This window comes from Kribbella rubisoli (assembly GCF_004217145.1).
GTDB classification, from domain to species: Bacteria; Actinomycetota; Actinomycetes; order Propionibacteriales; family Kribbellaceae; genus Kribbella; species Kribbella rubisoli.
Genome location: NZ_SHKR01000013.1, coordinates 842,835 through 857,441, shown reverse-complemented (window position 1 = coordinate 857,441; position 14,607 = coordinate 842,835). Strand labels below are relative to the sequence as shown.

Annotated in this window: 15 protein-coding genes; 7 read left to right on the top strand and 8 right to left on the bottom strand. The window is 68.3% G+C overall.

Annotation, left to right across the window (positions count from 1 at the left end; translation table 11 throughout):
* Window positions 1–26 precede the first annotated feature (26 nt).
* Complete coding sequence (gene ku, locus EV645_RS24250; RefSeq protein WP_130446234.1) at window positions 27–872, top strand: non-homologous end joining protein Ku; 846 nt, start codon at window positions 27–29, stop codon at window positions 870–872.
* Here the strand turns inward: ku and EV645_RS24245 are convergent.
* Window positions 869–1,486 (bottom strand): hypothetical protein, encoded by a 618-nt coding sequence (locus EV645_RS24245; RefSeq protein ID WP_242000613.1) that lies wholly within the window; start codon window positions 1,484–1,486, stop codon window positions 869–871. The two genes, ku and EV645_RS24245, sit on opposite strands and share 4 nt — an antisense overlap.
* Before the next feature lie 189 nt (window positions 1,487–1,675).
* On the opposite strand from EV645_RS24245, the gene EV645_RS24240 reads away from it, so the two are divergent.
* Window positions 1,676–3,766: a thiamine pyrophosphate-dependent enzyme gene (locus tag EV645_RS24240; protein WP_242000612.1), complete on the top strand. Its 2,091-nt coding sequence runs from the start codon at window positions 1,676–1,678 to the stop codon at window positions 3,764–3,766.
* Here the strand turns inward: EV645_RS24240 and EV645_RS24235 are convergent.
* Complete coding sequence (locus EV645_RS24235) at window positions 3,759–4,235, bottom strand: DnaJ family domain-containing protein (RefSeq protein WP_130446231.1); 477 nt, start codon at window positions 4,233–4,235, stop codon at window positions 3,759–3,761. The two genes, EV645_RS24240 and EV645_RS24235, sit on opposite strands and share 8 nt — an antisense overlap.
* Window positions 4,236–4,320: 85 nt before the next feature.
* On the opposite strand from EV645_RS24235, the gene EV645_RS24230 reads away from it, so the two are divergent.
* From EV645_RS24230 to EV645_RS24215, 4 genes are read left to right on the top strand one after another with little or no spacing between them, the layout of a single operon-like run.
* Window positions 4,321–4,914, top strand: a complete 594-nt coding sequence (locus EV645_RS24230) for a hypothetical protein (RefSeq protein WP_198681809.1) — start codon at window positions 4,321–4,323, stop codon at window positions 4,912–4,914.
* A 15-nt stretch (window positions 4,915–4,929) separates the two neighbouring features.
* The gene (locus tag EV645_RS24225; protein ID WP_130446230.1) at window positions 4,930–6,474 is read left to right on the top strand and encodes an aldehyde dehydrogenase family protein; all 1,545 of its coding nucleotides are present in this window, start codon (window positions 4,930–4,932) and stop codon (window positions 6,472–6,474) included.
* Window positions 6,471–7,625: an NAD(P)/FAD-dependent oxidoreductase gene (locus EV645_RS24220; protein WP_242000611.1), complete on the top strand. Its 1,155-nt coding sequence runs from the start codon at window positions 6,471–6,473 to the stop codon at window positions 7,623–7,625. Before EV645_RS24225 ends, EV645_RS24220 begins: the two co-directional genes overlap by 4 nt.
* Window positions 7,625–8,599 carry an ornithine cyclodeaminase family protein gene (locus EV645_RS24215; protein WP_130446229.1) on the top strand — a complete coding sequence of 325 codons (975 nt, stop codon included), beginning with the start codon at window positions 7,625–7,627 and terminating at the stop codon, window positions 8,597–8,599. The genes EV645_RS24220 and EV645_RS24215 overlap by 1 nt, the downstream gene beginning before the upstream one ends.
* Here the strand turns inward: EV645_RS24215 and EV645_RS24210 are convergent.
* The 6 genes from EV645_RS24210 to EV645_RS24185 all read right to left on the bottom strand — a co-directional run bounded on the left by EV645_RS24210 (window position 8,596) and on the right by EV645_RS24185 (window position 13,833).
* Window positions 8,596–9,339, bottom strand: coding sequence for an SDR family NAD(P)-dependent oxidoreductase (locus tag EV645_RS24210; protein ID WP_130446228.1), 744 nt, complete (start codon window positions 9,337–9,339; stop codon window positions 8,596–8,598). The genes EV645_RS24215 and EV645_RS24210 overlap by 4 nt on opposite strands.
* Window positions 9,339–9,815, bottom strand: a complete 477-nt coding sequence (locus EV645_RS24205; protein WP_157997149.1) for an SRPBCC family protein — start codon at window positions 9,813–9,815, stop codon at window positions 9,339–9,341. Before EV645_RS24205 ends, EV645_RS24210 begins: the two co-directional genes overlap by 1 nt.
* The gene (locus EV645_RS24200; protein ID WP_130446226.1) at window positions 9,812–10,159 is read right to left on the bottom strand and encodes an ArsR/SmtB family transcription factor; all 348 of its coding nucleotides are present in this window, start codon (window positions 10,157–10,159) and stop codon (window positions 9,812–9,814) included. The genes EV645_RS24205 and EV645_RS24200 overlap by 4 nt, the downstream gene beginning before the upstream one ends.
* A 43-nt stretch (window positions 10,160–10,202) precedes the next feature.
* Window positions 10,203–10,862 (bottom strand): hypothetical protein, encoded by a 660-nt coding sequence (locus EV645_RS24195; RefSeq protein WP_130446225.1) that lies wholly within the window; start codon window positions 10,860–10,862, stop codon window positions 10,203–10,205.
* A gap of 521 nt (window positions 10,863–11,383) precedes the next feature.
* Window positions 11,384–12,820: an aromatic amino acid lyase gene (locus EV645_RS24190; RefSeq protein ID WP_130446224.1), complete on the bottom strand. Its 1,437-nt coding sequence runs from the start codon at window positions 12,818–12,820 to the stop codon at window positions 11,384–11,386.
* The gene (locus EV645_RS24185) at window positions 12,820–13,833 is read right to left on the bottom strand and encodes an ornithine cyclodeaminase family protein (protein WP_130446223.1); all 1,014 of its coding nucleotides are present in this window, start codon (window positions 13,831–13,833) and stop codon (window positions 12,820–12,822) included. The genes EV645_RS24190 and EV645_RS24185 overlap by 1 nt, the downstream gene beginning before the upstream one ends.
* A gap of 63 nt (window positions 13,834–13,896) precedes the next feature.
* Between EV645_RS24185 and EV645_RS24180 the strand changes: the two genes are divergently transcribed.
* Entirely contained in the window at window positions 13,897–14,607 is a 711-nt protein-coding gene (locus tag EV645_RS24180; RefSeq protein ID WP_130446222.1) for a YqeB family protein, read from the top strand.

Here is a 14,607-nt window from a genome sequence, read left to right as displayed (position 1 = left end):
CGGGCCGACGCGGAGAGGAGCCGGCGATGGCACGGGCGATCTGGAGCGGGTACATCAACTTCGGGCTGGTCTCGGTGCCGGTCGGGCTGTACAGCGCGACCCAGGAGCACGAGATCGACTTCCACCAGTTCCAGAAGGGGACGTCGGACAGGATCCGGTACAAGCGGGTGAACGAGCGCACCGGCCGCGAGGTCCCGTACGAGAAGATCGTGAAGGGCCACGACGTCGGCGGCGGCGAGTACGTGATCGTCGAACCCGCCGAACTGGACGACATCGCCCCGGGCAAGTCGCGGTCGCTGGAGATCGACACGTTCGTCGACCTCGACGACATCGACCCGATGCACTTCCAGAAGAGCTACTACCTGGCGCCGTCGGACTCCGACAACGCCTCGTCGTACGCCCTGCTGCGGGACGCGCTGGCGAAGACCAACCGGGCCGGGATCGCGAAGTTCGTGATGCGCGGCAAGGAGTACCTGGCGGCGATCCGGTCCGACAAACAGGTGCTCGTACTCGAGACGATGTTCTTCGCCGACGAGATCCGCGACCCGGACGAGGAGCTCGGCTCGCTGCCGCGCAAGTCCGGCGCCGGCAAGCAACTGTCGATGGCGGTCGACCTGATCGAGGCCATGAGCGGCGAGTGGAAGCCGGCCGCCTACAAGGACACCTACACCGAGCGCGTGAAGGAACTGGTCAAGTCCAAGCACCAGGGCAAGGAGATCGTGTACTCCGAGGAGGAGCCGCAGGCCACCAACCCAACCGACCTGGTCGCCGCCCTCCGCGCAAGCGTCGAGCAAGCCCGCAAGACCCGCAGCTCGCGCGCCAAGAAGAAGACCGCGGCCAAGAAGAAGACAACGAAGAAGACAGCTGCCTAGCTGCCGAGAAGGTAGCGGCTTGGGTTTGCTGGGGCGCCGGCGTCTAGCCAGCGGTGGAAGCCGCCGGGGTTGCGGCGTTCGAACTCGTCGAGGCAGATGCGTCGTACTTCGGCGACGGCCTGACGGTCCCGAAGGCCGGCGCCTCGGGAGAGTTGCGTCGCGGTGTCGGACCAGACGCCGCAGAGCTCCTCGATGCTCAGCGGGCACTGCAGGGACTCGATCAGCCGCTCGTCGTCCAGGAACTGGGCCTCGGTGAGGCGCTCCAGCGTGCGTTGCTTCCGGGACCGGCGCCGGCGCGGCGGCCGGTCGGGCACGACGAGGTCGATCACGATGAAGAAGGCGGCAAGGATCAGCGCCACCGCAATCCCGAGCGCCCCCCAGGCGAGCAGCCGCACCAGCCCGGGCAAGCACAGCACTGCCGCCGCGCACGCGGCCGCGATCACAGCCGAGGAGCCGTACGGCGCTTCGTCGGCCACATGCCTAACCACCGCAGCAAGCGGCCAGACCAGCAGGAACACCACGGTAAGCAGGATCGACGCGGCCAGCGGACCCAGCAGCAGCACACCGCAGAGCGCCCCGGCTGTCCCGATTCCGAGACCCGCCGCGACCCCCATTCGCTCTACCAGTGCAGACCGATGCATCACCGCAACTCACTCACCGTCACCACAGCCCAGATCCCCCTCCCCCGACGAACGAACGAGCCATCGGCACCGTTCCCCGTCCAGCGTGGCCCCAACCAGGTGAGCTGTTCAAACCCGTGGGCCGAGCTGTGGCACGGACCGTCATCACGGATCATGTATCAGATGAGGACCTTCGCCGAACGCGTCCGCGGCCTCGCCCCGGCCCCGTGGGAGCACGACGCAGAGCTGCTCCGCAGTCTGTACGACGCTCAGCTCGGCAGCCGGCACGCAGACCTCGCCGCCCGCTGGATGCAGTCGCAGGGCACCGGCTTCTACACGATCGGCTCGGCCGGTCACGAGGGCAACGCGGCCGTCGCCGCCGCCCTGGAGCCGACCGACCCGGCGCTGCTGCACTACCGCTCCGGCGCCTTCTACCTGACCCGCGCGGCCCAGTGCGGCTCGAAGGAGGGCCTGCGCGACATCCTGCTCGGCGTCGCCGCTGCGACCACCGAGCCGATCGCGGGCGGCCGGCACAAGGTGTTCGGCCGGCACGAGCTGTCGATCATCCCGCAGACCTCGACGATCGCGTCCCACCTGCCGCGCGCGATGGGCGTCGCGTTCTCGCTGAACCGGTCGGCGAAGCTCGGCGTACCGTCGCCGTGGCCGGCCGACTCGATCGTGGTGACCAGCTTCGGCGACGCGTCCGCGAACCACTCGACCGCGACCGGTGCGATCAACGCGGCGCTGCACGCGTCGTACCAAGGTCTGCCGATGCCGTTGCTGCTGGTCTGCGAGGACAACGGGATCGGGATCAGCGTGCGTACCCCGGACGGCTGGATCCGGCAGGCGTACGGCTCCCGTCCCGGCCTGCGGTACTTCGACGCGGATGGCACCGACCTGGACGCTGCCCTGTCGATGGCGACCGAGGCGGCGACCTTCGTACGACGCAACCGGCGCCCGGCCTTCCTCCGCCTGCGCACGGTCCGCCTGCTCGGCCACGCGGGCTCCGACGTCGAGACGGCGTACCGCTCTCCCGCCGAGCTGGCCGCGGACGAGGAACGCGACCCGCTTCTCGGTACGGCGCGCTACCTGCTCGGTGCCGGCTACACGGCCGACGAGATCATCGAGTTGTACGAGGACAAGCACGCCGAGGCGCTCCGGATCGCGGCCGAGGTCGCCGGTCTGCCGCAGCTCTCGTCCGCCGAGACCGTCGCGGCCCCGCTCCGCTTCCCAGCACCGGAGGCTGTCGCCAAGGCCCTGCCTAAACCGACGCCCTCCACCGAGCGGTTGACGCTGAGCCAGTCGATCAATCGCGCGCTCAGCGACGTGCTCGCGTCGTACCCCGACGCGATGGTCTTCGGCGAGGACGTCGGCCGCAAGGGCGGGGTGTACGGCGTGACGCGTGGCCTGCAGAAGGTCTTCGGCCCCGCGCGCGTCTTCGACACGCTGCTCGACGAGCAATCGATCCTCGGGCTGGCGCTCGGCGCGGGCGTGTCCGGGCTGCTGCCGATCCCCGAGATCCAGTACCTCGCCTACCTGCACAACGCCGAGGACCAGCTCCGCGGCGAGGCGGCGTCGCTGAAGTTCTTCTCGCAGGAGCAGTACGCGAACCCGATGGTGCTGCGGATCGCCGGGTACGGGTACCAGAAGGGCTTCGGCGGCCACTTCCACAACGACGACGCGATCGGCGTACTGCGGGACATCCCGGGCATCGTCATCGCGTCACCGTCAAGGCCCGACGACGCGGCCGCGATGCTGCATGCATGTACGGCGGCGGCGCGATCGTCCGGTACGGTCAGCGTCTTCCTCGAGCCGATCGCGCTCTACCACCGGCGCGATCTGTACGCCGACGGCGACGACCAGTGGCTGTCGCCGTACCCGGACGAACCGGTGCCGATCGGGCGCGGCCGGACGTACGGCGACGGGACCGAGCTGACCATCGTCACGTTCGGGAACGGCGTGCCGATGAGCCTGCGGGTGGCTTCCCGGGTGCCGGGCGTCCGCGTCCTCGACCTGCGCTGGCTGGCGCCGTTGCCGGTCGAGGATCTGTTGCTGCAGGCAAACATCACCGGGCGGGTGCTGGTCGCGGACGAGACCCGGCGGTCCGGCGGCGTGTCCGAGGGCATCCTGGCCACGCTGATCGACCACGGCTACACCGGGCGGCTGGCCCGGGTCACGAGCTACGACTCGTACGTCCCGCTCGGCGCGGCGGCGCACGACGTACTGCTCAGTGAGCAGACGATCGAGACCGCCGCCCGCTCGTTGCTCAGCTGAACAGGCGCTGCCAGACCGACTTCTTCTTGGCCGGCCGGTGCTCCTCGACCTTGGACCGGGGCTCGGTCGCTGGGCGATCCATCCGCCACTGGGCGATGATCGCGTCCTCGTTGACCGGGCCTGTCGGCACGACCGGTCCGGAGGTGTCACGGATGCTGAGCCGGATCCGCTTGTTCAGATCGGCCAGGTACTCGCGGACCTCGGACTCGCGCCGCATCCCGCGGATCTTCTCGTGCACCTGCTGCTTCTCCTTGCGGAGCAGCATCGCCGGCGGCAGCAGCGCCTCGGTCTCGACATCCTCACGGCGGATGAAGTCTTTGACCCACCAGTCCGGATCGTGCCCGTCGGCGAGCTTGAGTGGTTTGCCGGCACCGGGCAGGTTGTCGAACTCGCCCTGGTTCTGCGCCAGCTGGATCTGCGACTCGACCCACTCCTGGTTACTCATACCCGGTGGTCTGCGCTTGGTCATGGCCACACCTCGCTGTCATCATCGACAGTTGCTTTCCGGGACAGATTACTAGCTTGTGAATGCAATCACAAGGCATACTCGGAATGTGCAGCTGACCGACGAAGAGATCGCGGCGATGACACCGGCCGAGCGGCGGGACCTGATCCTGCGGCTGGCGCCCCATCCGGGCGGACTGCCGTCCCGGCGAACCATGGACCGGCTGCGCAAGTGGCGGACCGTGCTGATGCTGGTCTGCGCGGCCGCCCTGATCCCGTGGACCGTCTATCTGGCGATCACGCTGCCGAGCCACTATGTCGCGCGGAACTGGGTCGCAACCTGGGTCGGCTTCGACATCCTGCTGCTCGCGATGCTGGTGCTGACCGCGCTGGCCGGATGGAAGCGCAAGCAGTTCGTGTTCCCGACCGCGTTCGCGACCGGGGTGTTGCTGATCTGCGACGCCTGGTTCGACGTGATGACCAGCCACCGCGGCGGCGACCTCACCCAGGCGCTGCTCAGCGCTCTGCTGGTCGAGCTCCCGCTGGCGTTCGTCCTGATCGCCGGCCCGCTCCGCCTGCTCAGGTACGTCGCCATCCGGCACGGCATGATCCACCCGGACTCGCACCTGTGGCGGATGCCGATCCCGATCCCGGATCTCTACCCGGACAACAGAGTGCCGCTTAGGGTGGATCCTCACGACTGAGGAGAGGGATGCCGCATGGCTGTTGAGGTGCTGTCCGTTGTCGGTGGCGAGCGGGTGGCAGAAGCGGTACGGCGTACTCCGTCGACCAATCCCGCCCGGTTGAGCGAGGTCGTCGGGACGGTCGGTAGCGCCGGGCCGGACGTGTTCGTCCGGGCCGCCTCGGTCGCGCACTCCGCACAGGCCGCGTGGGCGGCGACGCCGGCGCCGCAACGCGGACAGGTCATCTCGAACGTCGGCCGGCTGATGACCCTGAACAAGGAGCGGCTCGCCGCGCTCGTCACGGCCGAGATCGGCAAACCGCTCGCGGAAGCGCTGGGCGAGGTGCAGGAGATCATCGACACCTGCGACTTCTTCCTCGGCGAGGGCAGGCGGCTGTACGGGCAGACCGTGCCGTCGGAGATGCCGGACAAGCAGCTGTTCACGTTCCGCCGTCCGGTCGGGACGGTTGCGGTGATCACGGCCGGCAACTTCCCGGTCGCGGTCCCGTCCTGGTACATCGTGCCGGCGTTGCTCTGCGGCAACACCGTCGTCTGGAAGCCGGCGGAGTACTCCGCGGTCGTGTCGGACGCGTTCTACGAGATCTTCGCGCATTCCGGCGTACCGGCCGGGGTGTTCAACGTCGTGTACGCCGACGGGTCGGACACGTTCACGGGTCTCGAGCAGGCGCTGCAGGCGGGGCTGATCAACAAGGTCGGATTCACCGGGTCGAGCGTCGTCGGTGAGCGAATCGGTGAGCTGTGCGGGCGGCATCTGCAGACGCCGTGCCTCGAGCTCGGCGGCAAGAACCCGATGGTGATCACCGAGGACGCGGACCTCGACCTGGCCGTCGAGGGCGCATTGTTCTCCGGCTTCGGTACGGCGGGGCAGCGCTGCACATCCCTCGGCACGGCGATCGTGCATCGCTCGGTCCACGAGGAGTTCCTGGACCGGTTCGCTTCCGCTGTCGGCGAGGCGGCGATGGGTGATCCGGCGCAGGACGTGTTGTTCGGGCCGTTGCTGGACGCGAAGTTCGCGGCCGGGTTCGAGAAGTCGCTGGGATGGATCGAGCCGCATCACCGGGTGCTCGGGCGGACCGGGCGGGTCACTGCGGACAATCCGCGGACCGGGTTCGTCGGCGATCCGTCGGATGGGCTGTTCTATCACCCGGTCATCGTCGCGGGCGTGCAGCCGGACGACGAGCTGTTCCTGAACGAGACGTTCGGGCCGATCGTCGGGGTCACGCCGTACTCCGAGCTGGACGAGGCGATTGCCCTGGGCAACAAGTCGGGATACGGGTTGTCGAGCTCGATCTACACGACCGACCCGAACAAGGCGTTCCGGTTCGCGCAGGGGATCTCGGCCGGGATGGTGAGTGTGAACAACTCGACCTCCGGCGCGGAAGCGCACCTGCCGTTCGGCGGGAACGGGAAGTCGGGCAACGGGTCGCGGCAGAGCGGGATCTGGGTGCTGGACCAGTTCACCCGCTGGCAGTCGATGAACTGGGACTACTCCGGCAAACTCCAGAAAGCCCAGATGGACACGGAGACGGTGGAGGCCGACCTGTCCTTCGAGCTGCCGTGACCACAGTGCCCGAGTCCGCCGACGTGGTGATCGTCGGCGGCGGGGTGATGGGGACGAGCATCGCGTTTCATCTGGCTGAGGCCGGGGTCGAGCGTGTTCTGCTGCTGGAGAAGGATCAGCTCGGCTCCGGATCGACGTGTAAGGCGGCGGGCGGAGTACGGGCCAACTTCTCCGACTCGGTGAACATCGCGCTCGGGGCGAGGAGTCTGGAGGCGTTCGCTGCGTTCGCTGAACGGCCTGGCCAGGAGATCGACCTGCATCGGGTCGGGTATCTGTTCCTGCTGGAGACCGACGAGCAGTTCGAGCAGTTCCGCGAGAGCACGCAACTGCAGAACGCGCTCGGCCAACCGACCCGGATGATCTCGGTCGATGAAGCGGTGGCCCTCGCGCCGATCGTCGCGCCCGACGGATTGGTCGGCGCGTGTTTCTCACCGACGGGCGGGCACTGTACGCCGGAGTCCGTCGTACTCGGGTATGCCACCGCCGCGCGCCGACTCGGTGCGACGCTGCTCACCGGCTGCGAGGTGATCGGGATCGATGCTGTTGGCAACCATTTGACCGCAGTGCGGACCAGTCTGGGTACTGTCCGCACCGGCACGGTGATCTGTGCGGCCGGTGCGTGGTCCGAGGGTCTTGCCGCGTCGGTCGGGGTCGAGTTGCCGGTCACCCCGCTACGCCGGCAGATCGTGGTGACCGAGGCGATCCCCGATCTCCCGGCCGGCTTGCCGATGACGATCGATTTCGGCAGCACGTTCTATTTCCACCGCGAGGGTCCCGGTCTGTTGGTGGGAATGTCCGATCCTGACGAGCAGCCCGGATTCTCGGTGAACCGCACCGACACCTGGATCCCGCGCCTGACCGACGTGATGGCCCGCCGTGCGCCGTCCCTCCTGGAGGTCGGCCTTACCGGCGGCTGGGCCGGCCTGTACGAGATCACTCCCGACCACAACGCCCTGATCGGCGAGGCCGACCACGTGTCCCGTTTCCTCTACGCCACCGGCTTCTCGGGTCACGGCTTCCTCCAAGGCCCCGCCGTCGGCGAGGTTATCCGAGAGCTGTACCTCGGCCGCAAACCCTTCGTAGACATCAGTCCTCTGGACGCGGGCCGCTTCGGCCACTCCGCAAACCGTGCCGAACGAAACATCGTCTGATGACGCTCCTACTGACCCGCTCCGACATCCTCGCGGCGCTCAACATCCCGGGCGCCCTGGATACCCTGCGCGCGGGCTTCGTCCAGGCCACCGCCATAGAACCCCTGAGAATCCGCACCGACCTCCCCGGCCCAGGCACAGCGACCACCTTGCTACCCGGCCTCATCCCCGGCATACCCGCCTACACCGTGAAGGTCAACGCCAAGTTCCCCGCCGCCTCCCCCGCCCTTCGCGGCATCGTCTGCCTCCACGACCTAACCGACGGCACCCTCCTGGCCGTCCTCGACTCCACCACAATCACCGCTTGGCGCACAGGCCTAGCCGCCGCCCTAGCCACCCACCTCCTCGCATGCCCTGTAGCCAGTGCGGTGGGCCAAGTCGGCGGGCTCGGTGGTGGGCAGGGATTTGTTGTTGGGGTGGTTGGGGCGGGGATGCAGGCGGGGATGGTTGTTGGTGGGTTGGCTGAGTTGCGGGACGTTCAGGGACTTGTTGTGTATGACCTGGATGCTGAGCGGTCGGCTCAGTTTCTTGCTCGGCAAGGGATTCCGGGGAGCGTGGCGAGCTCGCCGCGGGCGGTAGCCACGGAGGCGGATGTTGTTGTGTTGGCTACGTGGTCTCGGGAAGCGTTGCTGAGCGCGGGGGATGTGCGGCCCGGGCTGCACCTCACCACGTTGGGAGCCGACGAGCCGGGGAAGGTGGAGTTGTCGGCGGACTTGTTGGCCGCGGCGCGGGTGGTTGTTGATGATCGGCGGCTCGCGGTGGAGATGGGTGCGCTGGGCAACGTTGGACTATCCAACGATGAAGTGAGCGCAACGTTGACCGAGGTGCTGACGGGTGTCGCTCCCGGGCGGCGTACGGACGACGAGGTCACGGTCTATGCGCCGGTCGGGTTGCCCTGGCAGGATCTTGCGATCGCGTGGCCCGTCTTCCAAGCAGCGCGTGGGCGCGGGCAGGTCATCGACTTTCTGAGTTAGTTGACCACTGCACCGGCGGTGAGGTTGAGAGCGGTGCCGGTGATGGAGCGGGCCAGGTCCGAGGCTGCGAACGCGGCGAGGGTGCCGACGTCGGAGAGGGTTGCGGCGCGCTTGAGCATCGTGCTGTCGGCGGTGTGCTTCGCGATCGCCTGAGCCGCCTTCTCGGGGAAGTCGGCCGGGACCGCCTCCGGGATTCCGTTGGTCTGCAACGTGACCACGCGAATCCCGTGCGGCCCGAGCTCCAGCGCCAGACCGCGGCGCAGCGCCTCGACCGCGCCGAAGCCCACCTGGAATCCGCCGAGGTTCGCGGCCGGGTCGCCGTACCCGCCGAAGGTCAGGATCACGCCCGAGCCCTGCGGGATCATCCGTCGCGCGGCCGCCCGTGAGGTCAGGTAGAACGTGCGGACCATCGTCGTGATCGGCTGCTCGAAGTCCGCGAGCTGCATGTCGACCAGCGGCGTACCGAAGAACTGCTGGTGGCCGATCAGGTTGAACGAGATGTCGATCCGACCGGCCCCCTCAGCATGTTCATCGACGGACTTCTCGTCGAGCGCGTCGACCACAGCGACGTCAGCAGTCCCGCCCGCGGTGCGGATTTCGTCGGCGACCCGTTCCAGCCGTTCCGCCGTACGTCCGGCCAGATGCACGGTCGCACCCTCGGCGGCGAAGGCACGAGCGACCGCGCTGCCGATCGGTCCGGCCGCGCCGTACACGATCGCGTGTTTGTCGGTGAGCATCATCAGTGGGCCTCCTCGGCCAGTTCGGTGACGAGGTCGTCGAGCTTCTGCATCGACGCGCGGATCCCGCGCTCCATCCCGCCGGCGACGTACAGGTCGCGATCCTCGACCGCGAAGAACACCGTGTTCTGGGTCAGCGTGGTGATCCCGTCGGCCTCGTCGAAGGTGATCAGGTTCAGGTAGACGGTGCCGGGCGCCTGGTCGAACTCGTACGTCTGCACGATCCGCTCCGGCGTCGGCTCCCCGTGGTACAGCCCGTGGAACGCATAGCCCTTGCCGTCCCGGTCGTAGTGCGTCCACCGCCAGCGGCCGCCGTGCCGCGGATCGAGCTGGTTCACGACCAGCTCAAGGTCGGCCGGTCCGAGCCAGCGCTTCACCAGCTCGGGCTCGGTGTACGCGCGGAACAGCAGTTCTCGCGGTGCGTTGAACTCCCGCACAATGATGACCTGCGGTACGCCGGGCTCCGCGACGATCTTCACGGCTGCTCCTTCAGGTCGTCGAGCAGATCGTCCAGGCGGTCGAAGCTCTCCGCCCAGTACGCGCGGTAGTCCATCAACCAGCCGATCGCCTCGCGGAGCGGCTCGGCCTCGAGGTGACTCAGCCGCGCCGTCGCCCGCTGGGATCGGCTGATCAGTCCGGCCTGCTCGAGCACCTTCAGATGCTTCGAGACGGCCGGTTGCGACATGCTGAACGGCGCCGCGAGCTCCGCGACGGTCGCGTCACCGTCCTTGAGCCGGGTCAGGATCGCCCGGCGGGTCGGGTCGGCGAGCGCGGCGAAGACGCCGGTCAGCACAACTTCAGAACCAGATGGTTTCAGAACCATATGGTTAAGGATGCGTCCAGGTATGTCAGACGTCAAGGCCTGGTCAGGGGTGCTGCGGCGTTTCCCAGCGGTCCGGGTCGCAGAAGGACGGGTCCCAGCCGTGATCGATGCAGTACTGCCGGAGGATCTCCTCGCGGGTCGACGGCCGGCTGGTCGGACGCGTCGGCGTCGGCGTCTTCGTGCTGGCCGTCGTGCGCGTCGGCTTCGGATCAGGCGTCTGCGTGCGCTCGGTGGTCTTGGTGCTGCTCGGACGCCGGGTCGGCTGTTGGGTCGGCCGCCGCGTCGGCGCGTGGGTCGGCACGGGAGTCGTCGTCGGGACGCGCGGCGGCGTGACCGTTGGCCGCGGTACGGCGGGAGTTGCCGGCGTCGTGCTGGATGAGGCGGTGGGCGACGGGGACTGGTTGCCGAGGACCTTCACGGCCGCATCGTCCGAATCCCCGCCGAACAGGCCGATCGCGGACACCGCCCAGAGGTTGACCGCGAGGAACAGGACGAGGGCTCCGCCGCCGGCGTACACGACGCGGCGCGACGGACCGCCGTACTGACCGATCGGGCCGCGGACCGGGTTGCCTTTGCCGTCGGCCCAGAAGCGCCAGCCCTCCGGCGCGGGCGGCCAGGACGGATCGGGTCGCCACGTCTTCGGTGGGACCCAGCTGCGACGGGGTGGGGACGGCCAGTTCGGCGGTACCACGAACCGCTTCACTCGAAAAATCCTCCAGCTCTTCGTGCAGGCGCGCGCACCCAAGCCAACGACTCAGACCCGATGCAGGCTACTTGCGACTCGGCGTCACCTGCGTGTCGGGCTGGCTTTTTCGATCAACCTCCCGAATCAAACGCCTGCAAGTCAGGTCAGGCTTACCTACATCCGTCGCCTTTCGAAGGAACCAGCGGCCACGGCCTTGTCCCGTATCCGGTCCGTCACGGCCGTCGCCGTACTCGCGCTCGGCGCCGGCCTCACCGCCTGCAGCCAGAACCACGACACCAAGAACTCCGCCGCAGCCACCGGCGACAACGCCGGCAGCAGATCAAGTACGCGCTGCCGAAGCTCGTCCCGATGCTGAAGAACGCGCTGGCCGGCAAGAGCTGAGTCGGCTACAGCGCGAGTAGGCAATCGACGGGCGTGTGCAGCTCGACAGGACGTATACGTCCACTACCGCCGCCCGCACGCGTGGCGCGGCTCAGCCACGGGGTCAGTGGGCGTATACGTCCTGTCGAGCTGCACGTCTAGAGCACGTTCGTCAGCAGGCGGGTGAGGTCCTCGCCGAACGGGCGGTCGGCGTTGATCGGAGGTACGACGTTGTCGACCCCCTGGATGAGGTCCTGGAGTCCTGGTGGGATCGCTCTTGCTGAGAGCGCGAAGGCTTGGCGTACGGCGAGGAGCTCGCAGGCCGTCGTCTCGCGGGTGAGGCGGATCGCTTCGGCGAGGTTGCCGACCGCTTCCCAGGAGAAGGTCTGGACGTCTTCCTGACCGTTGGACGTCTCTGCCGTGCTGATTGCTGTGGGCAACGTTAGGCGGCGGAGCTGGTGGGTGGTGGCGACAGCGCGTTTGTGGACCGCGACGAGGCCGGCTTGCGGGCCCGGTTCCCGGGCGAGCTGGGCGGTCAGGCCCGTGACGTTGGGGTCGAGGAGGCGGTGCAGTCGGGCCGTTGAGACCTCGGCGGCGTGGGCGAGAGCGGTTGTCAGGTGATCGCAGTGCGCGGCGAGGTCGATGCCGTGAAAGCCCGCGGTGCCGACGAAGTCGCCGTCCAGGTACGCCGGTGAGTCGGACACGCCCTTGAACGCACGATCCACCGCGTCGTCCAACTGCTGCACAGACCGCCGAACATGTGCGTTCACGTGACCCGCCACCCGAAACGAAACCGGCGCCTGCAAGCTGCGCGGCTCCGGCTCGGGACCAGCCAGTTGGCGAAGGCGGGCGAACTCACCCGCCAGTACGTCGTCCCCGCGCGCCGCGGCCGGCTCGTACGGATCCCGGTTAGCTCCCACCACAGCAACGGCCCCAGCCGCCACCTCACTCAACCGCTCCACCAACCGCCGAGCCCTCACCACCGCCAGCCCCGCCCGCCCAGCCGCCCCAGGCGTCCCAGCAAGCAAGGCAATCCCTTCTTTGGGGCCCAGCTCAAACGCAGGCAACAACCCATCCGCAGCCCGCAACCCGCCCGTGCTGACTGCAGCAGCCGAGTCGGCGCTGGTGGTTGGGGGGAGGAGCCAGCCGAGGCCGACGAGGGGGCCGGCGGCGTGGGCCAGGGGGATGATTTCGCCGGCGGAGCCGGCTCCTTCGGCGGGGATGGCGGGGGTGTGGCCGCTGTTGATGAGGGCAACTAGTTGCTGGATGAGGCCGACGGAGACGGCTGAATCTCCGGTGAGGAAGGTTTTCAGGCGGCCGATGAGGACGGCGCGGGACTCCTCGGGTGACAACCAGGGTGGCCCGCCGACGGCTCGGCCCAGGAGCAGGTTGCGTTGGTGGACGCGCTGGTCGGCCTCGCTCAGGCGGACCTTGCTGAGGTTGCCCATGCCGGTGTTGACGCCGTACACCGGATCCCCCGACTCAAGCGTGTGCAAAGCCGCAGCGCGAATTGCGGCCATCCGCTCGAGCAGCGCCGGCGCCAGCTCGATCGGCTCGGGGCTGGCGGGATCGAGTTCTGTGGGTTCGTTGATCATCAGTGGAAGCGGAGCATCGTGCCGACGTCGGCGGACTCGGCTCGGCGGAGGACGAGATGGGCGATCGCGACGTCGAGCAACGACAACCCACGATGCCAGAAAAGGTTGCGCTCGGCATCGTTCTCGCGACCGGGTTTGCGCCCCGCGACGATCTCGCCGATCTCGGCGTACAGCGTCTCCGGCGACAGCCGCCCGGTGTCCACGTGCCGCCGCAACGACCCGAACCGCCCGGACTGCGCCTCGCGCCAGTCGTCCACGACCACCTTGTCCATCACGTCGAGCAGATCCAGCTCGACCGCGGATACCGTACCGTATGGTACGGCGAAGGCGCCGGGCTTGATCGCAGCTGTGCGAAGGAGCGGCTCGGGCTCGGTCAGGCGGGTTGCCTCGACGAGTACGTCGGCTCCATCGAACGCCTCCTCAGCCGTCGCGCAGACCCGCACCGGCGTGGACAACTCGGCCGACAACTCCGCAGCGAACTTCTCCCGCGACTCCGGCCGCCGAGACGTCACCCGGATCTCCGCGAGATCAAGCAGGTCGTCGAGCATCGTCACGTTCCACCAAGCCGTACCCCGCGCCCCCACATGCGCGAGGATCTTGCTGTCCCGCCGCGCCAGATACCGAGCGCCGACCGTCGTCATCGCGCCGGTCCGGGCCGCGGTGATCATCGTCGCGTCGAGCACCGCCAGCGGCATCCCGGTCGTCGGGTCGAAGAGCGTCGCCATCGCGAGCTCACTCGGCAGACCCTTCTGGTAGTTCGGGACGAAGTCGCCGACCACCTTCACACCGCTGATCCCGTGCTCACCGAGTCCGTCGAGGTGGCCGCGGAGGACGTTGAAGTGGCCGATGCCGCCGTTGTCCGGCGTCAGGTGCACCCGCGGCTCGAACGCCGTACGTCCCTCTCCGTGCTCGCGGACCGCCTCCTCGACCGCGTCCACGATCTCCAGCCGGGTCAGGCCCAGCGTGTCGATGTCCGGACCGCTGATGAACCTCAACCAGATGCCGTCCGCCACTTGGCTCCTTCGGTTGTCGTCGGTTGATACTTAAGTTTCTCCTCGTCACGCTACGTTCAGCTGATGGGGTCGACGACTGGGACGCCGCAGCGCACCGTGATCGGGCATTCGGCCGGTGACAAGGTGCTGCTGTTCGGCGGGCTGCCGCTGCTCGGGCTGGTCCTCGGCTTCTTCCTGCCGCGGATCGCCGACTGGGCGGCCGGGCGGGCCTGGGTGCCGTTCCAGGGCGTGCTGAAGATGATCGCCGCGTGGGACGGCTGGTGGGTCGTCGCGATCTGCGTCCTCGTCGGACTGATCGCCGGCGTACTGCTGGCCGCGGTCGCGCTCGACGACATCCTGAAGGTGACGATCACCCATCAGTCGGTCGAGTTCGGGAAGAACCAGAAGACGGTGACGGTGCCGCGGGAGAAGGTCGCGGTCGCGTTCCTCGACGGCAAGGAGATCGTCCTTCAGGACCGGTCGTCGCGCGAGCTGGCCCGCGAGAAGCACGACCAGCTCAAATCCGAGGCCAAGCAGATCCCGGCCGCCTTCCGCGCCCACGGCTACCCGTGGTCCGATGCCGGCGACCCGCACGAGTCCGAGTTCCGCCGCTGGATCGAGGACGACCCCGACCTCCCGCCCGCGGTGAACGCCATCCTCAAGGTCCGCTCGAAGGCTTTCGACCAAGGCGACAAGGGCAAAGCCGACCTCCGCGAGCTCCGCGGAGAGCTCACCAACCTCGGCTACACCGTGAAAGACAAGGACAAGAAGCAGTACTGGCGCCCGACGGCCTGA